Below are 23,579 nucleotides of genomic sequence, written 5' to 3'. Positions count from 1 at the left end.
CCGGAACGCGTTCCGGCAGTCCGCTCACCTTACGCTGGGAAGACGGGAAAACACAATGCCGAAAAACGCGGCTCCACATGCGCCCCGCGGGCCTGGCACGGCCCTAGCCCGCGTTGCGCAACCGCTTGAAAAGGCTGGAGGTATCCCAGCGCCCGCCGCCCATCTTCTGCACGTCCTTGTAGAATTGATCCACAAGCGCGGTGACCGGCAGGGAGGCGCCGATCTCGTCGCCGGTCTTGAGGCAGATGCCCAGGTCCTTGCGCATCCAGTCGACCGCGAAGCCATGTTCGAAGTGATCCTCGAGCATGGTCTCGTAGCGGTTCTGCATCTGCCAGGAGCCCGCGGCGCCCTGGCTGATGACCTCGACCACGGCGCGGCCGTCGAGGCCCGACTTCTCGGCGAAATGCAGCGCCTCGGAGAGCCCCTGCACCAGCCCGGCGATGGCGATCTGGTTGCACATCTTGGTCATCTGCCCGGCGCCGCTCTCACCGATGCGGCGGCAGAGCTTGGCGTAGACCTCCATCACCGGCAGCGCGCGGTCGAAGGCCGCCTGGTCGCCGCCGCACATGATCGAGAGCTGGCCGTTCTCGGCGCCCGCCTGGCCGCCCGAGATCGGCGCGTCGACGAAGGCTACGCCGCGTTCCTTGGCGGCGGCGTAGAGCTCGGCGGTGACCTCGGCCGAGACGGTGGTGTGATCGACGAAGACCGCGCCTTCGGACATGCCCGCGAAGGCGCCCTCCTCGCCCAGGCAAACCGCGCGCAGGTCGTCGTCATTGCCGACGCAGGCCATCACGAAGTCCTGGCCCTGGGCCGCCTCGCGCGGGGTCTTCTTGGCCTGGCCGCCGTGTTCCTTGGCCCAGGCCTCGGCCTTGGCGCCGGTGCGGTTGTAGACCGTGACCGCGTGCCCCTTGGCCTGCAGGTGCCCGGCCATCGGATACCCCATGACGCCCAGTCCCAGAAATGCGCAATTGGCCATGATCCTACTCCCTCATCTCGATGTCGTTACGTCCGTTTGTGACCGCAGGCCGGTACACTTGGCAATGCATGTCATTGGGTTTAGTCCCGAAAGCCAGGCGCGCCAATGGCGCGAGGACTGCCCCGTGGAGGATCGATGCGCGTTCTGTTCCGTTGGCTCGTCAGGCTCGTGAGCCTCGGCATCCTCTTGTCGGTGCTGGCCGTGGCGGTGGTCTATTACCTGGGCTCGCGCTCGCTGCCGGACTACGACAAGCGTCTCGAGGTCGCCGGTCTGAATGCCCCGCTCGAGATCGTGCGCGACAATTCCAACGTGCCCCACATCATGGCCGAGGCCGATGCCGACGCCTTCTTCGGGCTGGGCTATGCCCATGCCCAGGACCGGCTCTGGCAGATGATGCTGCTGCGGCGGACCGCGCAGGGTCGGCTCTCGGAGCTTTTCGGTGCCCGCACGGTGGAGACCGACAAGCTCCTGCGGCGGCTCGATCTCTACACGCTCGCCCGGCAGAGCGTCTCGGCCCAGGATGCCCGCGCCAGCGAGGCGCTCAGCGCCTATGCCGCGGGCGTCAACGCAAGGATCGACGAGATCAACCAGGAGAGCTTGGGCCGCGGCGCGCCGGAGTTCTTCCTCTTCGGGGCGCAGATCGCGCCCTGGCAGCCGGCGGATTCCATCGCCATCGTGAAGATCATGGCGCTGCAGCTCTCGGGGCATCTGTCCGAAGAGGTGCTGCGCGCGCGGACCTCGCTGGCGCTCGAGGACGGCGACCGGCTGGCCGACATCCTGCCCGACATCCCGGGCTCGGGCGTGGCGGCGCTGCCGGACTACGCGAACCTCGCCCCCGGCGCGCCGCAGTATGCCCGATCCGAGGCCGCCAAAGGGGCGCTCTGGCCGGTGCCCGCGCGCGGGCTCGCCGGGGCCTCCAACGCCTGGGCGGCGGATGTCTCGCGCTCGGCTTCGGGCGGGACGCTTCTCGCCAACGACCCGCACCTGGGCTTCTCGGCACCGGCGATCTGGTATCTCGCGCGGATGCAGCTTTCGACCGGCGGGGTGATCGGCGGCACGATCCCCGGCATTCCCGCGATCATGGCGGGCCGCTCGGAGCGGCTGGGCTGGGGCATCACCTCGTCCTATCTCGACGACCAGGACCTGCACCTCGAGAAGCTGAACCCCGACAACCCCGAGGAATACCAGGGCGTCGACGGCTGGCAGCGCTTCCGCACCAAGCGTTCGATCATCGAGATCAAGGACGCCGCCCCGGTCACCGTGACCCTGCGCTGGACCGAGAACGGCCCGGTGCTGCCCGGCACCCAGTTCGACCTCGGCGGGATCACGCCGCCGGGGCATGTCATGTCGCTCTCCTGGACGGCGCTGTCGCCGCAGGACACTTCGATCACCGCGGCGGTGAACACGATGTTCGCGGGCACCATCGACGAGGCGCTGGCGGCGGGCGAGGATTACATCGCCCCCTCGCAGAACCTGACCGTCGCCGATTCCGAGCGTGTCGCCATGAAGCTCGTCGGCGCCATGCCGCGCCGCGACGCCGACCACCAGAGCCAGGGCCGCCTGCCCGCCCCCGGCTGGATCGAGGCCAACCGCTGGCAGGGCCGCCTGCCCTATGCCCGCAACCCCGAGTTCACCGACCCCGCGGGCGGCATCGTCGGCAACACCAACAACAAGGTCATCGACCGGCCCTTCCCCAACCACGTCAGCTTCGAATGGGGTGACAGCCAGCGGGTGCGCCGTTGGCGCGCGCTGATGCAGGGCCGCGAGGTGCACACCCGCGACAGCTTCATCGAGTTCCAGCTCGACACCGTCTCCGAGGCCGCCCGGACCTTGCTGCCGCTGATCGGCGCGGACCTCTGGTTCACCGGCGAGGCCGCGCCCGAGGGCACACCCGAGCGCCGCCGGCGCATGGCGCTGGACCTGCTGGCGGAATGGAACGGCGAGATGAACGAGCATCTGCCCGAGCCCCTGATCTACGCCGCCTGGCTGCGCTTCCTGCAGGACCGGCTGATCCGCGACGACCTGGGGCCCTTGGCCGAGGAGTATACCCGCGTCGAGCCGCTCTTCATCGAGCGGGTCTTCCGCGACGTCGGCGGCGCCTCGGCCTGGTGCGACATCAAGCGCTCGGCCGCCGAGGAAAGCTGCACCGACATCGCGCGGCTGGCGCTCGACGATGCGCTGGTCTGGCTCGAGGAGACCTATGGCACCACGCTCGCCTCGCTGCGCTGGGGCACCGCGCATGAGGCGGTGCACGAGCACCAGGTGCTGGGCGAGGTGCCGGTGCTGCGGTATTTCGTCAACATCCGCCAGTCGACCAGCGGCGGGGATTTCACCCTGCAGCGCGGGGCGACCAAGGGCACCCTGCCGGACCCCTTCATGAACGTGCACGGCGCGGGCTACCGCGGGGTCTATGATTTCGCCGATCCCGACAGTTCGGTCTTCATCATCTCGACGGGCCAGTCGGGGCACTTCCTGTCGCGGCATTACGACAACCTGGGCCAGCTCTGGCGGCGCGGGGAGTATATCCCGATGTCGCTCGACCCCGAGCTGGCCCGCGCCGCCGCCGTGGGCGTGACGGAGATGACGCCGGTGGAGTGACGGGGGGGTGTTGCTGGGCGCGCCCTCTTGCGCCCGAACAGCACCGAAGGTGCCGGGCGCGCGCTGTCTTGCGCCCGAATAGCACCGAAGGTGCCGGGCGCGCGCCGGACCGGCCCGATGGGCCGGCGCTCCTTGGAATGGCGCGCTGAGATCGTCGCTCGTCCTGACCTTGCCGGGATAAAGTGCCTCGCTCGGCGGGCAGCAGCGCCGGCCCCCGGTCCGGCGCGCGCCCTCTCACCTACGCAGGTATGTCGGCACCGCGGGTTTCACACCGAAGGGCGTTACCCGCCAACTCCGGCCTCACAGCCCCGCCAGCACCGGCGCTCCAGCGCTCCAGCGCCGCCAACAGCGCCCCGCGCTCAAGCGCTCAAGCCCTGTCACTAGCGCCGCTTACAGTCTCCCGCAGTCTCCCGCGCGCAAACGCCCAGGCCAAAGCCCCGGCCCAAGCGCCGCTAACAGCCTCCCGCGCCCTAGCCCTCAAGCCCTAGCCAAAGCCCCCGCGCCCCTCACACCTTCTCGAAGCGCGCCGCGTCTTTCGCCGACCAGCGCACGGTGAGCAGGTAGCCCTCCTCGTCCTGCACCTCGCCCTCGACCAGGCCCTTGTCGAAGAGCCAGGCGCGCTTGCGGCCGTCGGCGAAGGGCAGCCGCAGCTCCTCGGTGCGCATGTCGCCCTCGAGCTTGCCGGCAATCGCCTCCAGCACCGGGCCCATACCGGAGCCGGTCAGGGCCGAGACCGTGTGGATGTCCTCCTCGCGCGCGGCGCGTTCGGCGAAGCCCGCCTGCGCCTCGGGATCGAGAAGGTCGGTCTTGTTCCAGAGCTCCAGCTCGGGCGTCGTCTCGCGCACCCCGAGCGAGGCCAGGATCGCGCGCACATCCGCCGCCTGCTCCTCGGAGTTGGGGTGGCTGATGTCGCGCACATGCAGGATCAGATCGGCCTCGAGCACCTCTTCGAGCGTGGCGCGGAAGGCCGCCACCAGCTCGGTCGGCAGATCCGAGATGAAGCCCACCGTGTCGGAAAGGATCACGTCGATGCCATTGTCGAGCCGCACCCCGCGCATCGTCGGGTCGAGCGTGGCGAAGAGCATGTCCTTGGCCATGACCTCGGCGCCGGTGAGCCGGTTGAAGAGCGTCGACTTGCCGGCGTTGGTGTAGCCCACCAGCGCCACGATCGGATAGGGCACCTTTGCCCGCGCTGCGCGGTGCAGCGTGCGGGTCTTGACCACCTTGTCGAGCTGCCGGCGCAGCCGCACGAGCTGTTCGTCGATGGCGCGCCGGTCGGCCTCGATCTGGGTTTCGCCGGGGCCGCCGACGAAGCCCAGCCCGCCGCGCTGGCGTTCCAGGTGGGTCCAGGCGCGGACCAGCCGCGTGCGCTGGTAAGACAGATGCGCCATCTCGACCTGCAAGACGCCCTCGCGGGTCGCCGCGCGGTCCGAGAAGATCTCGAGGATCAACCCGGTCCGGTCGAGCAGCTTGACCTTCCAGGCCTTCTCGAGGTTGCGCTGCTGCACCGGCGTCACCGGGCCGTCGATCAGCACCAGCTCGATCTCTTCCTCGGCGAGGCGCTCGGCGATCTCGGCGATCTTGCCCTTGCCAAACAGCTCGCCCGGCTGCGGATCGCGCAGCGGCACGACCTCCTGGCCCACGACCTCGAGCCCCGGCAGGGCTTCGGCCAGGGCCACGGCCTCGGCAAGCGCGATCTCCGCGTCGCGGCGGTCGCGGTCGGTCTTGATGTCGGGATGCAGCACCCAGGCGCGGGTGTCGCGGGTATCGTCAGTCGTCAAGACGCGCCGGTGTCCCCGTCATAGAGGTTGATCGGCTGGGCCGGCATTATGGTCGAGATCGCGTGCTTGTAGACGAGCTGCGATTGACCGTCCCGGCGCAGCAGGACACAGAAATTGTCGAACCAGGTGATCACCCCCTGCAGCTTTACGCCGTTGATCAGGAAAACGGTCACCGGGACCTTGGTTTTGCGAACGTGATTAAGAAATGCGTCTTGCAGATTCTGCTTATCCGAAGCCATTGAACGAGCCTTTATTCTTGTCAGAGCGTGCCGCAGGCCGCCGCTTGATTTCGGCCGAGTATGGTCTGCGATTTTGCGAGTTTCCAGAGCGAATCCGAATCTTACCCCGCGGGTGTGGGCCTATGCCCTCAATCGCGCCAGAGATCGGGCGTCAAGGTCACGATGATGGCCAGCACTTCGAGCCGCCCGAGGATCATCGCCGCCGCCAGGACCGCCTTCACCCCGTCGCCGTATTGCGCGATCACGATGGGCATTTCGGTCGCCAGGGACACGATCGGCCCGGTGTTGGTCAGCCCCGCGAGCGCCAGGACGAAGGCGCCCTCGAAGCGGATGCCGAAGGCCGCGAAGGCCAGCACCATGACCGCGAGCGTCAGCGCGAAGATCATGAAGAAGACCCAGGCGATGAAGGCGCCCTCGCGCCGGGTGCGCCGCGACAGAAGGCCCGAGCGGCCGACGGAGCTGGGGTGGATCAGCCGCTCCAGCTCGCGCCGCCCGTTCAGGACCAGGATGAAGACCCGCAGGAGCTTCACCCCGCCCGCCGTCGTCGCCACGCCGCCGCCGACCAGCGCCAGCGCCATCAGGATCAGCCCCGGCGTGTTCAGCCCCGACCAGCCCTGGGTGCGGGCCCAGTCGGTGCTCTCGAAGCCGGTGGTGGTCAGGAAGGACAGCGTGGTGAAGGCCGCGCCCCAGAAGGCGCGCAGCGCCTGGGCCATGTTCTCCTCGGTGCCGACGTCGAAGGAAGCGAGCCAGTGGCGCAGGAACAGCATGAGCGGCACCGCCCCGGTGATCAGGATGCCCATGCGGAACTCGGGGTCATACCAGAGCCCCTGCCGCCGCGCCGCGGAGGTGTCGTTCGAGAAGGTCAGCCGCGAGAGCGAGAACAGCAGGAAGAGGAAGATCAACGCCTCGCCCGCGTGGCCCGCCTGCGAGCCCTCGAGCCCACCCACCGGCGAGATCGCCGAGGTCGCCAGCGTCGACATGGCGTGGCAGAGCGCCACGAAGGGCGTCTCGCCCGCCGCCATGAGCCCGAGCCAGAGCGCCAGCGTCAGCCCCGCGTAGACCGGCACCAGCGCGTGCACCACCCGTGCGAGGCGGAGCCGCGGGTCGGCCTGGTCGCGGTGGGCGGCGCCCGGGGCCGCGGATTGGCCGGGCTCCGACACCGCGGTGACCTCGAAGCCGCCAAGCGTCAGCGGTGCCAGGATCGCCGCCGCGGCGATCCACATCAACAGCCCGCCGAGCCAGCCGACCTCGGCCCGCCAGAGGTGTTCCGCATCCGACAGCCGCTCGGGCGCGAATAGCGTCAGCCCCGTGGTGGTCATGGCGGAGACCATCTCGAGGTAGGCGTTGAGGAAGCTCGTGGTGCGCACCGCCTGGTGGAACGGCACCGCCAGCATCGCCGGCAGGACGATGAAGGCCAGCAGCAGCGCCAGGAGCTGACGCAGCGCCCGGCGGTTGTGGTTGCCCCCGGCCAGCGCCAGGGCCACCAGCGTGATGCAGATGCCCGACAGGAGGCTCGCGTAGAAAAACGCACGGGCGTCGTGGAAATCCTCCTGCGCCAGCGCCAGCACCGCCGGGGCCAGCATGGCCAGCGCCCCGGCCCCGGCCAGGAGCAGCATCAGCGGGATGGACAGGAGCCGCGCCATGGGACCGGGTCAGAAGAAGTCGATGGAGACTTGCAGCAGCGTCTCGACCGCGGCGACATCCTTGGAGAGCGCGAAGATCACGATCTGGTCGCCCTCGTCGACGCGGGTGGCGCCGGTCAGCTTGACCACCTTGCCGCCCTTGCGCAGCGCGCCGACCAGCACGCCCTCGGGGAAGTCGATGTCGCGGATGCGCTGGCCGGTGATCGGCGAGGTCGAGAGGACCTCGGCCTCGATCACCTCGGCCTCGGCGTCGCCGATGGAATAGACCGCGCGCACCCGTCCGTGGCGGATGTGGCGCAGGATCGAGGAAACCGTGGTGGCGCGCGGGTTGATATAGGCGTCGATCCCCAGCGGCTCCATCATCGCGGTCAGCGTCGGGTCGTTGATCAGCGCGATGGCCATGGGACAGCCCGCCGCCTTGGCACGGACCGCGGCCAGCATGTTGGTCTTGTCGTCGTCGGTCACGCAGAGGACCGCATCGGCCCGGCCGATGTTGGCCTCGGCCAGAAGCGCGGTGTCGAGCCCGTCGCCGTGCAGCACGATGGTCTTTTCCAGCTCCTCGGCGGCGCGTTCGGCGGTCGGGCGGTGACGCTCGATGATCTTGGCGCGGATGCGCTCCTCGCGCTCCTCGAGGTTGCGGGCGACCATGCGCCCGACGTTGCCGCCGCCGATCAGCACGACGCGCTCCTGCTTGCGGTGCGGCTTGCCGAAGATCTCCAGCGTGCGGATCGCGTCTTCCTCGTGGACCATGACGTAGACGCTGTCGCCGATGAAGATCTGGTCCTCGGGTTCGGGGGCGAAAAGCGTGCCCTCGCGGCGCACGCCGACGACCACCGCGCGCAGGGTCGAGAAGAGGTCCGAGAGCTGCCGCAGCGGCGTGTTCACCACCGCGCAATCCTCGTCGATGGCCAGGCCCAGAAGCTGCGCGCGCCCGTCGAGGAAGGTCTCGGTGTCGAAGGCCGAGGGCGAGCCCAGCCGTTGCAGGGCGGCGTCGGCGACCTCGCGCTCGGGGCTGATCACCACGTCGATCGGCAGGTGGTCGCGGCGGTAGAGGTCGGAATAGATCGCGTCGAGGTAGCTTTGCGCCCGGAGCCGGGCGATCTTGCGCGGGATGGCGAAGATCGAGTGGGCCACCTGGCAGGTGACCATGTTGACCTCGTCGGAATGGGTCGCGGCGATGATCATCTCGGCGTCCTGGGCGCCCGCGCGGTCCAGCACGTCCGGGTAGGAGGCGAAGCCCGCGATGCCCTGGACATCCAGCGTATCGGTGGCGCGCCGCACCAGGTCGGGGTTGTTGTCCACGACCGTGACGTCGTTGCGCTCGCCCGAGAGATGGCGGGCGATCTGCCAGCCGACCTGGCCCGCCCCGCAGATGATGACCTTCATGGGACATCCCGAAAAGATGATCGACTGAAGAGAGGGTCTGACACGGGGCGCCCCCGCGGTCAATCACGCCGGGGCTGACGCAGCGGCAGGGGTGTGGCGCTGCCGGGACTTTGGACGCGGGGGGCGTGGGTGGGCGGAATGGGCGCACGCCACGCCCGCGGGCGCTTGGCCCCGGGCGGGTGGTCTGGTGGTCGCGGGCGCGTGGTCTGCATGGGCGCAGGCATCGAGCGCGGGCAGTTTGCCGAGACCCGTCCGCGCAGGATGGGCGCGGGCTCCGTGCGCGGGGGCTAGTGGGCCGAATGGGCGCGGGCTCCGCGCGCGGGCGCGGGCGGGCCAAGGCCCGCCGCCGCGCGCCGAAAGCCCCGCTCAGGCGGTCTGCCGCGCGGGGGTCTCGGCCTCGTCCTCCTCGTCGACATGGGCGATGCGCGCGCCGCCCTTGGCCGAGGTCACCACGCCCAGCGACTTCAGCTTGCGGTGCAGCGCCGAGCGCTCCATGCCGACGAAGTTCGCGGTCCGCGAGATGTTGCCGCCGAAGCGGTTGATCTGGGTCAGCAGGTATTCCCGCTCAAAGGCCTCGCGGGCCTCCCGCAGCGGCATGGTCGCCAGCGTGCCCGAGAGCACCACCCGGCCCTCGCCCTCGGCGCCCGGGGTGGCCTCCTGCGGCAGCTCAGCCGCCTCGATCGGGCCGGTGCCGTCGCCGAGGATCAGCACCCGTTCGATCAGGTTCTTCAGCTGCCGCACGTTGCCCGGCCAGATCATCGTCTGCAGAAGCGCCACCGCATCTTCCGACAGCGCCCGGCGCGGCAGGCCCTGGGCACGGTTGCAGAGCTCGATGAAATGCGTGGCGAGCCCGGGGATGTCCTCGCGCCGGTCCTCGAGCGAGGGCACCGGGATCGGCACCACGTTCAGCCGGTGATACAGCTCCTCGCGGAAGCGGCCGGCGGAAATCTCGGTCTCCAGGTCGCGGTTCGTCGAAGAGATCACCCGCAGGTCGACGCGCACCTTGTCCTGCCCGCCGACGCGGGTGAATTGCTGGTCGACCAGCACGCGCAGGATCTTCGACTGGGTGCCCGAGGGCATGTCGGCCACCTCGTCGAAATAGACGATCCCGCCATGGGCCTGCTCGAGAAGGCCCGGCTCGACACCCCGGTCGGGGGTTTCGCGGCCGAACAGCACCTCTTCCATCGACTCGGGCATGACGCCCGCGCAGTTGACCGTCACGAAGGGCCCCTGCGCGCGGTTCGAGCGGGCGTGGATGTAGCGCGCGGCGACCTCCTTGCCGCAGCCCGCGGGGCCGGTCAGCATCACCCGGCCGTTGGATTTCGTCACCTTGTCGAGCTGGCTCACCAGGTTACGGAAGGCCGGGCTGTCGCCGATCATCTCGGCCACCTCGGTCTCGCGGCGCTTCAGCTTCTGGTTCTCGCGGCGCAGCCGTGCGGTCTCCATGGCGCGGCGGATCACCACCAGCAGCTGGTCGATGTTGAAGGGCTTCTCGATGAAGTCATAGGCGCCCTGCTTGATCGCGGCCACGGCGATCTCGATATTGCCATGGCCCGAAATGATGACCACGGGAATGTCGGGATTGTCGCGCTTGACGGTCTTGAGGATGTCGATCCCGTCCATCTTGCTGTCTTTCAGCCAGATATCGAGGATGATCAGCGCCGGCGGCTCGCCGTTGATCTCGCTCATCGCCTCGTTGGAATTGCCGGCCAGCCGGATGCTGAAGCCCTCGTCCTCGAGGATGTCCCCGATCAACTCGCGGATGTCCCGCTCGTCGTCCACGATCAGAATGTCGCCCATCGTTCAATTCCCTTCCTTCAAACCGTTTCTTCCGCGCGTTCGCCGGAGCCCTCGCTCGGCCCCTGCCCCGGCGCTTCGGAGGCCGGCAGGCGGATGACCGCCATGGCGCCCCGGTGCCCGTCCCCGCCAAAGGGGTCGGCATCCTCGAGGGCCAGCGTGCCGCCATGCTCCTCGATGATCTTCTTGACGATCGGCAGGCCCAGCCCGGTGCCCTTGTCACGCGTCGTCACGTAGGGCTCGAAGAGCCGCGCGCGGTCCTCGGGCAGGCCGATGCCGTTGTCGGCGATGGTGATCTCGGCGCGGCCCTCGGGCCCGAGCCGCATGGCGACGCGGATCTCGGGCGCCACGTCGTCGGGCAGCGCGCCCGCCTCGCGGCGGCTCTCGATCGCCTCGCCGGCATTCTTGATCAGATTGGTGAGCGCCTGCGAGATCATCGTCGCGTCAAGCTCGGCCTCGATCGGCATGTCGGGCAGATCGGCCTCGAAGCGCACCTCGGGCTGGCCGGTCTCCTGCAGCAGCACCGCGCCGCGCAAGAGCTCGGTCAGGTTCTCGGGCCGGCGCTCGGGTTCGGGCATCCGGGCGAACTTGGAAAACTCGTCGACGATCCGGCGCAGGTCGCCGGTCTGGCGGATGATCACCTCGGTCATCTGCTCCAGCCGCTCGGCCTCGGGCGGCTCGAGCCCGCGCGAGAACTTGCGCCGGATGCGTTCGGCCGACAGCTGGATCGGCGTCAGCGGGTTCTTGATCTCATGGGCGATGCGCCGGGCGACATCGCCCCAGGCGGCCATGCGCTGCGCCGAGACAAGGTCGGTCACATCGTCGAAGGCCACCACGTAGCCCTCGAGGCTGCCGTCGTCGCGGCGCCGGGTCGACATCCGCACCAGCAGGTTCTCGAGCCGACCGTCGCGGCTGACCTTGATCTCTTCCTGCACCACCTCGGAGCCGCTGTCGATCAGCCGGTCGAAGAGCGGGCCGAACTCGGGCACGGCGACATGGATCGGGTAGCGCGCCTTGTCGTCGCCCACATCGAGCAGCCGCTCGGCGGAGCGGTTCACGAAGGTCATGCGCCCCTCGGCATCGAGCCCCGCGACCCCCGAGGTCACATTGGTCAGCACGCTGTCGAAGAGCCGCTGGCGGCGCTCGATCTGGCGGGTGTTCTCCAGGAGCCGCTCGCGCTGGCCTTTGAGCTGCCGGGTCATCTGGTTGAAGTAGCGCCCCAGCATGGCGATCTCGTCGTCGGCCTCGTCCTCGCGCACCTGCACGTCGAGGTCCCCTGCCCCAACCCTTTGCGCCGCGCCGGTGAGCTGGCCCACGGGCCGCGACAGCCGTTCGGCGAACCAGAGCCCCAGCCAGACCGCCGCGAGGATCAGAAGGACCGCGAAACCCAGGTAGAGAAGCGCGAAGTCGAAGACCCGGCGGCCGCGTTCGCTTTCCTGCTGCTGGTAGAAGCGCGCGGTCTCCTGGGTGTCGTCCAGAAGGTTGAGGATGCCGCCGTCGACCTCGCGGCTGACATAGAGGAAACGGTCCACGAAGGCGCCAAGCGGCACCAGGGCGCGGAACTCGTTGTTGTTCCAGTCCTCGATCACCGCCACCCCGTCGCGCCGCGCCGCCACCAGCGCCTCGGGCGGCGGGGCCTCGAAGTCGAAAAGATAGGAGCGGTCGCCGCGGGCCAGGATCTCGCCCTCGCCGTCGATCACGAAGGCCTCGCGCAGCCCGCGCTGGATCTGCGCCTGCCCCGCGCCCAGAAGCTGGCGCAGCTCGCCGTCGTCCATGAAGGCCTGCGCCCGGCGGTTGGCGTCGAGGAAGCGCGCCAGGGCCTCGGCGTCCTCGATCAGGTCGCCGCGGTGCTCCTCCTCGTAGGCGACCGCCGCCGAGAGCGAGGCGCCCACCACGTTCTGCACCCGGGTCGAGAACCAGGTCTCGAGGCCGATGTTGATGGTCAGCACCGCAAAGACCGCCACGGTGATCGTCGGCAGAAGCGCCATGAGCGCGAAGACCCCGGTCAGCCGCAGGTGCAGCCGCGAGCCCGCCGATTTCGCCCGCCGCGCGGCGATCAGCGCGGCGACGCGGCTCAGGACCAGCGCCGCCAGCAGGAGGACGTAGACAAGATCGGCCAGGAGCACGAGGCGCAGCGACAGGTCGGTGTCGTCGCCCTGCATCGGGCCTAATACAAGATAGGTCAGAACGGCGAGGACGGGCCCCAGAAGAACCAGGCCCAGGGTTGCCGCGTTCTGCACGCGGCGCATCCGCCTTAGCTGGGCCATACGCGCCCAGCTCCAGTTCCGTGCCCGAGTGGCCACAGCCGCCCCTCGTGATTTACGGCCGATCTGCTCGGCCAACCGCCATATCTTGTGGTCTGACCGCTGCCAGGGGCAGCGCCGCCACGGTTATGTTGCCGGTTTACATCAATTTGCGGCGGCGTGTCACGCGGATATCGAGGTCGGTGATCTTTTTGCGAAGCGTATTTCGGTTGATTCCGAGCAGGTCGGCGCATTTCGCCTGGTTGCCGCCCGTGGCCTCCAGCGCGATCTCGATCAGCGGCGCCTCGACCTCGCGCAGGATGCGGGCATAAAGGCCCGGCGGCGGCAGCATGTTGCCGTGCAGGTCGAAGTAGCGCCGCAGGTGCCGCGCCACCGAGGTGCCGAGCTTCTCGCCCTCGCCGCTTTTCAGGATCGGGCCGGTCTCGGGCTGGTTGCCCAGCACCGCCTCGACCTCGGTGCGGGTGATCTCTTCGGCGCGGCTGGTCAGCGACAGGCGCCGCACGGTGTTCTCGAGCTGGCGCACGTTGCCGGGCCAGGAATAGGCGCGGAAGATCTCGCCCGCCTCCTCGGAGAGCCAGCGCTGGGTGCCGCCCTCGCGTTCGATGCGCGACAGGAAATGCTCGCTCAGAAGCGCGATGTCGTCGACCCGCTCGCGCAGGGCCGGCACCTGGATGGTCGCGCCCGAGAGCCGGTAGTAGAGGTCGCGGCGCACCTTGCCTTCTTCGACCTCGATGCCGAGGTCGCCCTGGCTCGTGGCCATGAAGCGCGGCGCGTGATCTCCGGGCACATCCATCATCCGCACGATGCGCGCCTGCACCTCGTCGTCGATGTCGCCCACCTCGTCGATCAGGAGCGTGCCGCCCTTGACCCGCGCCAGCACCCGCGCCGGGCCCTCGAGGTCGGACAGATCCGCCCCGGTCACGGTTACGAAGGGCAGCGTGCGGCGGTCCGAGAAGTCGTGGATCGCCCGCGCGATGAGGCTTTTCCCGGTGCCGGACTCGCCCGAGATCAGCACCGGCAGGTCGGTGTTCATCACCTTGGCGACCAGCCGGTAGAGCGCCTGCATGGCCGCCGTCTTGCCGACCAGCGGCAGCTCGTCCGGCCCGTCGGCGTTCTCGGCCGGCTCGTCGCGGCGCGGCGCGCGGTTGCGGTTGTCGAGCGCCTTGGCGGTGCGCTTCATCAGGTCCGGCAGGTCGAAGGGCTTCGGCAGGTAGTCGTAGGCTTCGGCCTCGGCGGCCTGGATCGCGGTCATGATGGTGTTCTGCGCCGAGATCACGATCACCGGCAGGTCGGGCCGGTCCTGGGCGATCTTCGGCAGCATCTCGAGCCCGTTGCCGTCGGGCATGACCACATCCGAGATCACCACGTCGCCCTTGCCCTCGGCCACCCAGCGCATCAGCGTCGTCAGCGAGGAGGTCGCATGGACCTTGCAGCCGGCGCGGGTCAGCGCCTGGGTCAGAACCGTGCGGATCGTGCGGTCGTCGTCCGCGACCAGAACCGTGCCATCCATCACTCACCTTCCTTTGCGTGTTTGGGGGCCAGCGGCAGCGAGATGCGGAAGAGCGTGCGGCCGGGCACGCTCTCGACCGAGATCCAGCCGTCGTGGTCCGAGACGATCTTGGAGACCAGCGCCAGGCCCAGCCCGGTGCCGTTCTCCTTGCCCGAGACGAAGGGGTCGAAGATGTCGCCCTTGATGTCCTCGGGCAGGCCCGGGCCGTCGTCGATGATCTCGATCTGCAAGGGCAGAAGCTGGCCCGAGCCGTCCGAGCGCCGCAGCCGGAAGCTGTGCTCGTAGAAGGTGTGCAGCCGGATGCGCCCGCCCTCCTTGGGGTCGGCGGCCTCGGAGGCGTTCTTCAGAAGGTTCAGCACCACCTGCAGAAGCTGATCGGGGTCGCCATGGGCCAGGGGCAGCGAGGGGTCGTAATCCTCGATCATGGTCATATGCCCGCCGAAGCCCAGAAGCGCCGAGCGCCGCGCCCGGTCGAGCACGTCGTGGATGTTGACCGCGCGCCGTTCCGGCAGCGAGAGGTTGCCGAACTGCTCCACCTGTTCGAGCAGCTTCACGATGCGCCGGGTCTCGCTGACGATCAGGTCGGTGAGCTCCAGGTCCTCGGCCTCGAGGTTCATCGACAGAAGCTGCGCCGCCCCGGTGATGCCGGCGAGCGGGTTCTTGATCTCATGGGCCAGCATCTCGGCCATGCCGATCGCCGATTTCGCCGCGGATTTCACCGAATGGCTCTGGGTGATCCGGCCCGCCAGCTCGCGCGGGGAAATCAGCACCACCATCCAGTCGGGCTGCCCTGCCAAGGGCGCGATATGCAGCGAACAGACCAGCGGCGGGCGCGAGCCGGTGCCAACGTCGACGTCGTTGACGAAAAGCGGCGTGCCGTTGCGGCGGGCGCGCAGGAAGCTCTCCTCGATCGGGGCGTCGACGGCGAGACGGTCCCAGATCGGCTGGCCGACGATCCATTTCGCCGAGTTGTTCATGAAGCCCTCGGCGGCGGGGTTCATGTCGGCGATATTGTCCGAGGCGTCGATCAGAAGCGCCGGCACCGGAAGCGAGGACCAGAGCGAGAGGGCGAGCGCGGTGTTCATGCCGCGACCCGTTCGGCGCCGAGCAGCGCCTGCGGCAGGCCCGAGAGCACCTCGGCGGGGCTGCGGGCGGTCAGGATCTCGCGCCGGAGCGCCCCGTGCGTGCCCGCATGATCCATGTACCAGCCCAGGTGCTTGCGCGCGACGCGCAGGCCCAGATCGGCGCCGTAGAAGCTCAACATCGCCTCGTAATGCTCTGATACCATGTCGGAAAATTCCTGCCCCTCGGGGCGTGCGGGCTGCGGCTGACCTTGGAGGTCGGCGGCGACCTCGGCCAGGAGCCAGGGCCGGCCTTGCGCGCCGCGGCCGATCATCACCCCGTCGCCGCCCGAAAGCGCCAGCGCCTGCCGCGCCCGCGTGCTGTCGGTGATGTCGCCATTGGCCACCACCGGGATCGAGACCGCCTCTTTCACCGCGCGGATCGCGCCCCAGTCGGCGGCGCCCTTGTAGAACTGGCAGCGGGTGCGGCCGTGGATCACGATCATCCGCACGCCTGCCCCTTCGGCGCGTTGGGCCAGGTCGGGGGCGTTCAGGCAGTCGTGGTCCCAGCCGAGCCGGGTCTTCAGCGTCACCGGGATCGAGACTGCGCCCGCCACCGCCTCGATCAGCCGCAGCGCGTGATCGAGGTCGCGCAGAAGCGCCGAGCCCGAGTAGCCGCCGACCACCTTCTTGGCGGGGCAGCCCATGTTGATGTCGACGATGCGCGCACCCGAGGCCTCCACGAAGCGCGCCGCCTCGGCCATCCAGTAGGGATCGCGGCCGGCGAGCTGCACCGAGGTGTTCTCGAGCCCGAAGCCCAGCTCCGCCTTCTCGCGGGTGGCCCATTTGCCCTGCACCAGCTCCTGGCTCGCGACCATCTCGCTGACCACCAGCCCGGCGCCGAACCGCGAGACCAGCGCGCGGTAGGGCAGATCTGTGATTCCCGCCAGCGGGGCCAGGAACACGGGAATGTCGATGCGGGTCTCTCCGAGGTTCACGCCGGATGCCTATTCGTTGTGCATGGATCTGGGCTAAACCCGCCACGGCGCATATTCAACGCCTGCGGGGGGCCTGCGGGGGGCGGAGCCGCCGCAAAACCGGGCGAGCGCCCAATTTTTGGGCAATTGCGCTGGCGTTGCGAAGCCACGGGCTGTCTCTTAATGAAGGCCTTGGGGAAAGGGAAGCGCATGGACTACGCCGTGATCATCGTGGCCGCGGGACGCGGCGCCCGCGCCGGGGGACCGGTGCCGAAGCAGTGGCGCGCGCTGGCGGGCCAGAGCGTGGCGCGCTGGACCGTCGGGCGCTTCGCCGCTGCCGCGCGGCGCATCGTGGCGGTGCATCCCGAGGACATGGACCAGGCCGCGCGCGAGCTTTCGGGCCTCGGCGCCGAGCTGGTCGCGGGCGGCGAGAGCCGCGCCGCCTCGGTCCGCGCCGGGCTCGAGGCGCTGGCTTCGGACCCGCCGGACCGGGTGCTGATCCATGACGTGGCGCGCCCCTGCGTCACCTCAGAGGTGATCGACAACGTGCTGGCCGCGCTCGATTTTTCCGATGGCGCGGCCCCGGCTCTGGCGGTCACCGACGCGCTCTGGACCGGCGCCGAGGGGCGGGTCACCGGCACCCAGCCGCGCGACGGGCTGTTTCGCGCGCAGACGCCCCAGGGCTTCCGCTTCGCGCAGATCCTGGCGGCCCATCGCGGCCATGACGGCACCGCCGCCGACGACGTGGAGGTGGCCCGCGCCGCAGGCCTCAGCGTCGCCATCGTCGCGGGCGCCGAGGACAACCTGAAAATCACCGCGCCCGGCGATTTCGACCGCGCGCGCGACATCCTGGAGAGGCAGAATGGACATCCGGCTCGGTAACGGCTTCGACGTGCACCGCTTTCGCGAGGGCGACCACGTCATGCTCTGCGGGGTGCGGGTGCCGCATGACCGCGCGCTCGACGGGCATTCCGACGCGGACGTGGGCATGCATGCGGTGACCGATGCGATCTACGGTGCGCTGGCCGAGGGCGACATCGGCCGGCACTTCCCGCCTTCGGACCCGCAGTGGAAAGGCGCCGAGAGCGAGATCTTCCTGCGCCACGCGGTCGAACTGGCGGCCAGCCGCGGCTACCGGATCGCCAATATCGACGTCACGCTGATCTGCGAGCGCCCGAAGATCGGCCCGCATGGCGCTGATATGCAAGCGAAAATGGCGGAGCTGATGATGCTCGACGCAGCCCGCGTCTCGGTCAAGGCGACCACATCCGAGCGGCTCGGCTTCACCGGCCGCGAAGAGGGCATCGCGGCGCTTGCCACCGCCGCTCTGGTGGCGGCATGAGCGCGCTGATCGCCACGCTCTTCGGGGTCGGCCACCTGCGCCCCGCGCCGGGCACCTGGGGCTCGCTGGCCGCCCTGCCGCTTTACTTCGCGCTCTATGAGCTCGGCGGGCTGGCGCTGACACTGATCGCCACGCTTCTGCTGGTGCCGCTTGGCACCTGGGCCATCGCCCGCGAGACCGCGGGCCGCGAGGACCACGACCCCTCCGAGATCGTGATCGACGAGGTGGCGGGCCAGTGGATTGCCCTTTTTCCAGTGGGTTACGGGGCCTTCTTCACCGGCGCGGACGTGCTGGCGCTTTGGCCCGGCTGGGTCGCGGGGCTGCTCTTCTTCCGGCTTTTCGACATCTGGAAGCCCTGGCTCGTGGGCCGCGCGGACCGCATGGGCACGCCCTTCGGCGTCATGCTCGACGACCTGATCGCCGGGGTCTTCGCGGCGCTCGCGACCTTTGCGCTTGGCGCGGCCTGGCACCTGGTGCTGCTATGAGTGCCGCCGAGGAGCTCATGACCCGCGCCCGCGCCGAAGGCCGGGTGCTGGCCACCGCGGAAAGCTGCACCGGCGGGCTGATCGCCGGGGCGATCACCGATGTGGCGGGCTCCTCGGCGATCTTCGACCGGGGCTTCGTCACCTATTCCAACGCCGCCAAGACCGAGATGCTGGGGGTCGCCCCCGCCACGCTCGAGGCGCATGGCGCGGTCTCCGAACCGGTCGCGCAGGAGATGGCGGCGGGCGCGCTCGCCCGCTCGGCCGCCGACCTCGCGGTCTCGGTCACCGGCATCGCGGGGCCCGGCGGCTCCGAGCACAAGCCCGAGGGCCGGGTCTGCTTTGGCCTCGCCACGCCGCAGGGCACCCGGAGCGAGACGGTGGACTTCGGCGCCCTGGGCCGCGCCGAGGTGCGCCGCGCCACGGTGGACCACGCGCTGCGGCTCCTGATCGCCGCGCTCGACTGACCACCCCGGCGCCCGCGCGGAACCCTTCGCAAACCGCCCATAAAACGGGCGCCTGCCCATGATTTGCGCTCAAATTCGGCGCATTTCGCAAAATGACCGTGTTTTCAGCGCCCCCGTGGCCCCCTGCCGCTTTTTCGCGCAGCGCTTTTCCGCTTTCTCCGCCGCCACCGAGGTCAACGGAGGAAGAGGGACCAATGAACGGAGCGGATACCGCCTGGATCATCACCGCCACCGCGCTTGTCTTGTTCATGACGCTGCCGGGGCTGGCGCTGTTTTACGGAGGGCTCGTGCGGGCCCGCAACGTGCTCAGCGTCTTCATGCATTGTTACGCCATCGCCTGCCTGATGAGCGTCTTGTGGTTCGCCTTCGGCTATTCCATCGCCTTCGGCGACGGCGGCGCGCTCTGGGGCGGGCTGGGCAAGGTCTTCCTCAGCGGGGTCACCGCCGACAGCCTGTCGGGCACCCTGCCCGAGGTGCTGTTCTTCGCCTTCCAGATGACCTTCGCGATCATCACGCCCGCGCTGATCGTCGGCGCCTACGTCGAGCGCGTGGGCTTCGGCTTCGTGCTGCTGTTCTCGGGGCTCTGGATGCTCCTGTGCTACGCGCCGGTGGTGCACTGGGTCTGGGGCGGCGGCATGCTGGCCGACGGCGGCATCTTCGGCGAGATCGGCGTGCGCGACTTCGCCGGCGGCATCGTGGTGCATGAGACCGCGGGCATCGCGGCGCTGATCCTCGCGGTCTTCCTGGGGCCGCGGAAGAAGAACACCATCCCGCCGCACAACCCCGGCTACACGATGATCGGCGCGGCCATGCTCTGGGTCGGCTGGTTCGGCTTCAACGGCGGCTCGCAGCTCGCCGCCGACGGCGGCGCGGCCATGGCGCTGACGGTGACGCATATCTCGGCGGCCACCGCCTCGCTGACCTGGGCGCTCTGGGAGAAGCTGAAGTTCGGCAAGGCGAGCCTCGTGGGCATGGTCACCGGCACCATCGCGGGCCTGGCCTCGATCACCCCGGCCTCGGGCTTCGTCGGCCCCGTCGAGGCGCTGATCATTGGCGCGGTCGCGGGCATCCTCTGCCAGGAGGCGGTGAACCTGATCCGCAACCGCCTGAAGATCGACGACACGCTCGACGTCTTCGCGGTGCACGGCGTCGGCGGCATCTTCGGCACGGTGATGATCGCGGCCTTCGGCGCGGGCAGCTGGGCCGCGCAGCTCGGCAGCCTGGTGATCGTCGGGGTCTTCACCCTGGTCGTGACGCTGGTGCTGGTCATCGTCTGCCGGGCGATCACGCCGCTGCGCGTCACCGAGGAGGACGAGCACAACGGGCTCGACATCTCGGTGCACGGCGAGCGGGCCTACGACGTGGCGAGCTGAGGCCCCACACACAGCGAACGGCGAGAAGGCGGGTCCAAGCGGCCCGCCTTTTTCTTTGGCTCAGAGGGTAATCGATGGGGTCTTGCAGCGTGAGGCTGTCCGGCGCCTTCATCTCGCGTCTCAGGCAAGGCTACCCAGCGCCGCCCTGCCCCGCGCGCTTCGCGGGCCCAAACACACGCTTTAGCCCAGCCCGCAAAGCTAAGCCCCGGCCCTAGCCGTAAAGCTCGGCCGCCCGGCGCTCGAAGGCGCGCACGATGCGCTGCATCGCCTCGTAGAAGAACATCCCCGCCGCGCCCTGCAGGATGCGGTTCTTGAACTCGAAATCGACGTGGAAGCTGACCTCGCAGCCGCCCTCGACGTCGCGGAAGGCCCAGCGGCTCTCCATGTAGCGGAACGGCCCGTCGAGATACTCGGTGTCGATCTTGCGGTCTTCGGGGAACAGCGTCACCCGGCTGCCGAAACGCTCGCGGAAGACCCGGAACGAGATCACCAGGTCGGCCAGCATGACCTTTCTGTCGGCTTTCTCCTCGGTCGAGCGGATGCGCGCGGCGGCGCACCATGGCAGGAAGTCCGGGTAGGATTCGACATCCGCGACGAGCCGGTACATATCGTCCGCCGCATAGGGCAAAGTCTTGGTTTCGGAATGCTTTGGCACTGCCTCGCTCCGCTGGTGACAACCGCTCGTCATGTCGTATAGAGGCGAGACAAAATCAAGGGAACGAGATGTCCCAACCTAGTTACGTGATCGACGAGATGATCTCGGCCAAGGCCATCGCGGCGCGCATCGAGGCGCTGGCGCAAGAGATCGAGAAGGACTTCAAGGACACCAACAAGCTGGTCGTGGTCGGCCTCTTGCGGGGGTCTTTCGTCTTCATCGCGGACCTCGTCCGCGAGCTTGGCCTGCCGGTGGAGGTGGATTTCCTCGAAGTCTCCTCTTACGGCGATGCGATGGAATCGAGCCGCGAGGTGCGGATCCTGAAGGACCTGCGCACCGGCATCGAGGGCCGCGACGTGCTGGTCGTCGAAGATATCGTCGACACTGGCTACACGCTGAGCCACGTCATCAAGCTTCTGGAAAGCCGCGCGCCCCGGCAGCTTCGGACCATCGCGCTCCTCGACAAGCCGACGCGCCGCGAGGTGGACATCCGCGCCGACTGGATCGGCTTCGAGATCCCCGACGAATTCGTGGTCGGCTACGGCATCGACTACGCGCAGCGCAACCGCAACCTGGGCTTCATCGGCAAGGTCCGCTTCACGGAGTGAGCATGCGCTGGCTTCTGAGGATGCGGCTCTGGGCGCAACGTCCGAAGAGCGAAAAGCAGGTGAAGATCCTGCTGGGCATCGTCGGGATCTGCCTGGCGCTTTACGCGGTGGAGCGCTGGATCGGCTGGCCCGAGGCGCTGACCTTCGAGGCCTATTCGCCGCCGAACCGGGTGTCGCGCTAGGCGCGGGGGCTTGGCAGGCGTTGTCGTGCGGCCTTCGGGAGGGTTTGGGCATGACGCGCACACGGCGTGACCGGCGCCCCCTGCCCCAAACCTCACCGCCCGAGGCGATCCGCCTTCAGAACACCATGCCTTCGGAGAGCGGCTGCCCGTCGCGGACCCGCGCCCAGCCGAGCGGGCCGAGGTCGAGGCTGCGGTAGGCGCCGTGGCGGATCCATTCCGCCACGCCCCGCCCCGCCGCGGGCGCGTGCTGCACGCCATGGCCCGAGAAGCCGGTGCAGAAGACCAGGTTGCCGAAGCGGTCATGCGGGCCGATCACCGCGTTCTGGTCGAGCATGTTCATCTCGTAGTGCCCTGCCCAGGTGCGGTCGAGCCGCAGCTCCTCCATGGCCGGTACCCGGTGCGCGAGGTTGGGCCAGAAGAGGTCGAGCAGCAGGTCATGGTCGGGCTCGAGGTCCTCGGGCGGGTGGTCGTCGCGCTCGGGCGGAGGCTGGATGCCGCCGATGAAGCCCTGCCCCTCGGGACGCAGCCAGAAGCCCGAGACATCGCAGGTGAGCGGCAGCCCCGCCGGATCGACCGGCGCGCGGAAGGCGAAGGCGGTGCGCTTCTTGGCCACGACCGGCAGCTCGATCCCGAGGCCCGCGACGAGCGGCGCGGAATGCGCGCCCGCGGCCAGGACGCACCAGTCGCAGGGCAAGGTCGTGCCGTCCTTCAGCACCACGCCCGTTACAGCGCCGGCCTGGGCTTCGAGCCCCGTGACCTCGCCGGTCAGGTAGTCGACGCCCGCCTCCCGCGCCCGCGCCCGGGCCTGGGTCAGCATCGACCAGGCGTCGAACCAACCCTCGTTCCGGGTGCCGAGAGTGCCGCAGGCCAGGTCCCCGGTGTTCAGATGCGGGAAGCGGCGGGAGAGCTCGGCGCGGTCGAGCAGCGCCACCTCGGCGCCGGTGGCGGTCTGCATCTCGGCCAGCCGGGCGCGGTGCTCGGCCCTGCCTGCATCGGCGAGGACCAGGTAGCCCTCCTCGCGGAAGGCCATGATCTCGCCCGTCTGGCGCAGGTAGTCGGCGCCGAAAAGCGACATCTCGACCAGGAGCGGCGTGTCGAACTGGGTGCGGATCCCCGCCGCCGAGAGCGCCGTCGAGGCGCGGGCATAGCTCGGGTCGCGCTCGACCACGGTGATCGGCCCGGTGAAGCCCTGATCCCGCAGCGACATGGCGCAGAACGAGCCCATGGCCGCGCCGCCGAGGATGACGACGCGGGTGGTCCCGGAGCTGCGCGCCGCGCTCACTCGGGCACGGGCACGGTGTAGTTCAGCACCATGCGCCCGCCGTCGGGATAGATCGTCTGGCCGACCACGTAGGAGGCATCCGGCCCGCAGAGGAAGGCCGCGACCGAGGCCACCTCGGAGGGTTCCCCGCAGCGCCCCGCGGGCGTCCGCGACAGGATGGTGTTGCGCGCCGCGTCGGACTGCATGACCGACTGGCGCACCATGTCGGTCAGGATCGTGCCCGGCCCGATGGCATTGACGCGGATGCCGTGCTTGATCAGCCCGATCGACATGACCGCGGTGAGCTGCTTCATGCCGCCCTTGGAGCAGGCATAGGCGACGGTATTGGGGATCGCGAGCTCGGCGTTGACCGAGGACATGTTGACGATGGCCCCGCCTTCGCCCTGGTCGATCATCGCCCGCGCGGCGGCCTGGCCCAGCAGGAAGGGCGCCTTGAGGTTGACCGCCATGGTCTGGTCGAAGCCGTCCTCGGGGAAGTCGACGAAATCGGCCTGGACGATGATGCCGGCGTTGTTGATCAGCACGTCGCAGCGCCCGAAGGCCTCGCGGCAGGCGGCGACGATCCCTGCCGCGCCCTCGGCGTTCAGCGTCGAGAGGTCGGCCGCATGGGCGACGGCGTTTGCGCCCAGCCGGTCCGCGGCGGCGAGCAGCGCCTCTTCCTTGACGTCGACCATGAGCACCCGGTCGCCGTCGGCGATGAAGCGTTCGGCACAGGCCAGCCCGAGGCCCTGGGCGGCCCCTGTCACGATCACGGCGCGGTCGGTCTCTCGCATATGGCGGCTCCTTGATGGGGGAATTTTGCGCCACTGTGACAGGCTCGTCCTGGGGCGCAAGCCCGGGATTGGGGGGGAGGCGCGAGGCTTGCGGAGCTGCCGGACATCGATCCGGCGCGTCTCCCGCACAGGCCACCCCGGCACCCTCTCGACACGCCCCACCAGAGGGCGCGCGCCGGACCG

The 23,579-nt window shown here is 69.3% G+C and carries 21 protein-coding genes; 8 read left to right on the top strand and 13 right to left on the bottom strand.

All coding sequences use genetic code 11. The annotated features are described in order from the left end of the window. Positions 1–103: 103 nt before the first annotated feature. Entirely contained in the window at positions 104–976 is an 873-nt protein-coding gene (locus LR948_RS15325; RefSeq protein ID WP_232754957.1) for an NAD(P)-dependent oxidoreductase, read from the bottom strand. 135 nt (positions 977–1,111) lie between these two features. Between LR948_RS15325 and LR948_RS15320 the strand changes: the two genes are divergently transcribed. Continuing rightward, entirely contained in the window at positions 1,112–3,574 is a 2,463-nt protein-coding gene (locus LR948_RS15320; RefSeq protein ID WP_232754956.1) for a penicillin acylase family protein, read from the top strand. Positions 3,575–4,080: 506 nt separating this feature from the next. Here the strand turns inward: LR948_RS15320 and hflX are convergent. The 9 genes from hflX to dusB form a co-directional block, all read right to left on the bottom strand. Beyond that, positions 4,081–5,355 carry a GTPase HflX gene (hflX, locus tag LR948_RS15315; protein WP_232754955.1) on the bottom strand — a complete coding sequence of 425 codons (1,275 nt, stop codon included), beginning with the start codon at positions 5,353–5,355 and terminating at the stop codon, positions 4,081–4,083. Next, the gene (hfq, locus tag LR948_RS15310) at positions 5,352–5,594 is read right to left on the bottom strand and encodes an RNA chaperone Hfq (RefSeq protein WP_232754954.1); all 243 of its coding nucleotides are present in this window, start codon (positions 5,592–5,594) and stop codon (positions 5,352–5,354) included. Before hfq ends, hflX begins: the two co-directional genes overlap by 4 nt. A 128-nt stretch (positions 5,595–5,722) precedes the next feature. Further along, the gene (locus LR948_RS15305; protein WP_232754953.1) at positions 5,723–7,237 is read right to left on the bottom strand and encodes a potassium transporter TrkG; all 1,515 of its coding nucleotides are present in this window, start codon (positions 7,235–7,237) and stop codon (positions 5,723–5,725) included. Positions 7,238–7,246: 9 nt separating this feature from the next. Continuing rightward, complete coding sequence (gene trkA, locus LR948_RS15300; RefSeq protein WP_232754952.1) at positions 7,247–8,623, bottom strand: Trk system potassium transporter TrkA; 1,377 nt, start codon at positions 8,621–8,623, stop codon at positions 7,247–7,249. Between the two features lie 366 nt (positions 8,624–8,989). Beyond that, complete coding sequence (locus tag LR948_RS15295) at positions 8,990–10,423, bottom strand: sigma-54 dependent transcriptional regulator (RefSeq protein ID WP_232754951.1); 1,434 nt, start codon at positions 10,421–10,423, stop codon at positions 8,990–8,992. Between the two features lie 17 nt (positions 10,424–10,440). Further along, positions 10,441–12,669: a PAS domain-containing sensor histidine kinase gene (locus LR948_RS15290; protein WP_232754983.1), complete on the bottom strand. Its 2,229-nt coding sequence runs from the start codon at positions 12,667–12,669 to the stop codon at positions 10,441–10,443. Between the two features lie 154 nt (positions 12,670–12,823). Continuing rightward, positions 12,824–14,194, bottom strand: coding sequence for a response regulator (locus LR948_RS15285; protein WP_232754950.1), 1,371 nt, complete (start codon positions 14,192–14,194; stop codon positions 12,824–12,826). Then, positions 14,194–15,279 (bottom strand): nitrogen regulation protein NR(II), encoded by a 1,086-nt coding sequence (locus LR948_RS15280; RefSeq protein WP_232754949.1) that lies wholly within the window; start codon positions 15,277–15,279, stop codon positions 14,194–14,196. Before LR948_RS15280 ends, LR948_RS15285 begins: the two co-directional genes overlap by 1 nt. Next, a complete protein-coding gene (gene dusB / locus LR948_RS15275) occupies positions 15,276–16,253 on the bottom strand; it encodes a tRNA dihydrouridine synthase DusB (protein ID WP_232754948.1) in 978 nt (325 codons plus the stop codon). The genes LR948_RS15280 and dusB overlap by 4 nt, the downstream gene beginning before the upstream one ends. Positions 16,254–16,442: 189 nt before the next feature. Between dusB and ispD the strand changes: the two genes are divergently transcribed. The 5 genes from ispD to LR948_RS15255 all read left to right on the top strand — a co-directional run bounded on the left by ispD (position 16,443) and on the right by LR948_RS15255 (position 19,896). Continuing rightward, the gene (ispD, locus tag LR948_RS19030) at positions 16,443–17,114 is read left to right on the top strand and encodes a 2-C-methyl-D-erythritol 4-phosphate cytidylyltransferase (RefSeq protein ID WP_370634980.1); all 672 of its coding nucleotides are present in this window, start codon (positions 16,443–16,445) and stop codon (positions 17,112–17,114) included. Beyond that, positions 17,095–17,574, top strand: coding sequence for a 2-C-methyl-D-erythritol 2,4-cyclodiphosphate synthase (gene ispF / locus LR948_RS19025; protein ID WP_370634979.1), 480 nt, complete (start codon positions 17,095–17,097; stop codon positions 17,572–17,574). Before ispD ends, ispF begins: the two co-directional genes overlap by 20 nt. Beyond that, positions 17,571–18,059 carry a phosphatidylglycerophosphatase A gene (locus tag LR948_RS15265; RefSeq protein WP_232754947.1) on the top strand — a complete coding sequence of 163 codons (489 nt, stop codon included), beginning with the start codon at positions 17,571–17,573 and terminating at the stop codon, positions 18,057–18,059. Before ispF ends, LR948_RS15265 begins: the two co-directional genes overlap by 4 nt. Further along, complete coding sequence (locus LR948_RS15260; protein ID WP_232754946.1) at positions 18,056–18,523, top strand: CinA family protein; 468 nt, start codon at positions 18,056–18,058, stop codon at positions 18,521–18,523. The genes LR948_RS15265 and LR948_RS15260 overlap by 4 nt, the downstream gene beginning before the upstream one ends. A gap of 194 nt (positions 18,524–18,717) precedes the next feature. Then, positions 18,718–19,896 carry an ammonium transporter gene (locus LR948_RS15255; RefSeq protein ID WP_232754945.1) on the top strand — a complete coding sequence of 393 codons (1,179 nt, stop codon included), beginning with the start codon at positions 18,718–18,720 and terminating at the stop codon, positions 19,894–19,896. Between the two features lie 211 nt (positions 19,897–20,107). Here LR948_RS15255 and LR948_RS15250 read toward each other — a convergent pair whose 3' ends face one another. Beyond that, positions 20,108–20,551: a type II toxin-antitoxin system RatA family toxin gene (locus tag LR948_RS15250; protein ID WP_232754944.1), complete on the bottom strand. Its 444-nt coding sequence runs from the start codon at positions 20,549–20,551 to the stop codon at positions 20,108–20,110. Positions 20,552–20,619: 68 nt separating this feature from the next. On the opposite strand from LR948_RS15250, the gene hpt reads away from it, so the two are divergent. Together hpt and LR948_RS15240 are read left to right on the top strand one after the other, a co-directional pair. Beyond that, entirely contained in the window at positions 20,620–21,159 is a 540-nt protein-coding gene (gene hpt / locus LR948_RS15245) for a hypoxanthine phosphoribosyltransferase (RefSeq protein ID WP_232754943.1), read from the top strand. Between the two features lie 2 nt (positions 21,160–21,161). Then, entirely contained in the window at positions 21,162–21,341 is a 180-nt protein-coding gene (locus tag LR948_RS15240; protein ID WP_232754942.1) for a hypothetical protein, read from the top strand. A 115-nt stretch (positions 21,342–21,456) separates the two neighbouring features. Here LR948_RS15240 and LR948_RS15235 read toward each other — a convergent pair whose 3' ends face one another. Together LR948_RS15235 and LR948_RS15230 are read right to left on the bottom strand one after the other, a co-directional pair. After that, complete coding sequence (locus LR948_RS15235) at positions 21,457–22,623, bottom strand: FAD-binding oxidoreductase (RefSeq protein WP_232754941.1); 1,167 nt, start codon at positions 22,621–22,623, stop codon at positions 21,457–21,459. Beyond that, positions 22,620–23,396 (bottom strand): SDR family NAD(P)-dependent oxidoreductase, encoded by a 777-nt coding sequence (locus tag LR948_RS15230; RefSeq protein WP_232754940.1) that lies wholly within the window; start codon positions 23,394–23,396, stop codon positions 22,620–22,622. Before LR948_RS15230 ends, LR948_RS15235 begins: the two co-directional genes overlap by 4 nt. Between the last annotated feature and the right edge of the window lie 183 nt (positions 23,397–23,579).

Origin of the sequence: Roseivivax sp. GX 12232, assembly GCF_021272185.1 — a bacterium.
Taxonomy (GTDB): domain Bacteria; phylum Pseudomonadota; class Alphaproteobacteria; order Rhodobacterales; family Rhodobacteraceae; genus Roseivivax.
The sequence above is the reverse complement of the archived record's forward strand: the minus strand, read 5'-3'. Positions and strand labels throughout refer to the sequence as shown.

Coding starts and splice junctions, on each gene's coding strand:
- ispF (WP_370634979.1), top strand. CDS start 17,095: ATGGACATCCGGCTCGGTAACGGCTTCGACGTGCACCGCTTTCGCGAG.
- LR948_RS15230 (WP_232754940.1), bottom strand. CDS start 23,396: ATGCGAGAGACCGACCGCGCCGTGATCGTGACAGGGGCCGCCCAGGGC.
- LR948_RS15285 (WP_232754950.1), bottom strand. CDS start 14,194: ATGGATGGCACGGTTCTGGTCGCGGACGACGACCGCACGATCCGCACG.
- hpt (WP_232754943.1), top strand. CDS start 20,620: ATGTCCCAACCTAGTTACGTGATCGACGAGATGATCTCGGCCAAGGCC.
- LR948_RS15320 (WP_232754956.1), top strand. CDS start 1,112: ATGCGCGTTCTGTTCCGTTGGCTCGTCAGGCTCGTGAGCCTCGGCATC.
- ispD (WP_370634980.1), top strand. CDS start 16,443: ATGGACTACGCCGTGATCATCGTGGCCGCGGGACGCGGCGCCCGCGCC.
- LR948_RS15240 (WP_232754942.1), top strand. CDS start 21,162: ATGCGCTGGCTTCTGAGGATGCGGCTCTGGGCGCAACGTCCGAAGAGC.
- LR948_RS15280 (WP_232754949.1), bottom strand. CDS start 15,279: ATGAACACCGCGCTCGCCCTCTCGCTCTGGTCCTCGCTTCCGGTGCCG.
- LR948_RS15325 (WP_232754957.1), bottom strand. CDS start 976: ATGGCCAATTGCGCATTTCTGGGACTGGGCGTCATGGGGTATCCGATG.
- trkA (WP_232754952.1), bottom strand. CDS start 8,623: ATGAAGGTCATCATCTGCGGGGCGGGCCAGGTCGGCTGGCAGATCGCC.
- LR948_RS15265 (WP_232754947.1), top strand. CDS start 17,571: ATGAGCGCGCTGATCGCCACGCTCTTCGGGGTCGGCCACCTGCGCCCC.
- hfq (WP_232754954.1), bottom strand. CDS start 5,594: ATGGCTTCGGATAAGCAGAATCTGCAAGACGCATTTCTTAATCACGTT.
- LR948_RS15305 (WP_232754953.1), bottom strand. CDS start 7,237: ATGGCGCGGCTCCTGTCCATCCCGCTGATGCTGCTCCTGGCCGGGGCC.
- LR948_RS15255 (WP_232754945.1), top strand. CDS start 18,718: ATGAACGGAGCGGATACCGCCTGGATCATCACCGCCACCGCGCTTGTC.
- LR948_RS15290 (WP_232754983.1), bottom strand. CDS start 12,669: ATGCGCCGCGTGCAGAACGCGGCAACCCTGGGCCTGGTTCTTCTGGGG.
- LR948_RS15295 (WP_232754951.1), bottom strand. CDS start 10,423: ATGGGCGACATTCTGATCGTGGACGACGAGCGGGACATCCGCGAGTTG.
- LR948_RS15260 (WP_232754946.1), top strand. CDS start 18,056: ATGAGTGCCGCCGAGGAGCTCATGACCCGCGCCCGCGCCGAAGGCCGG.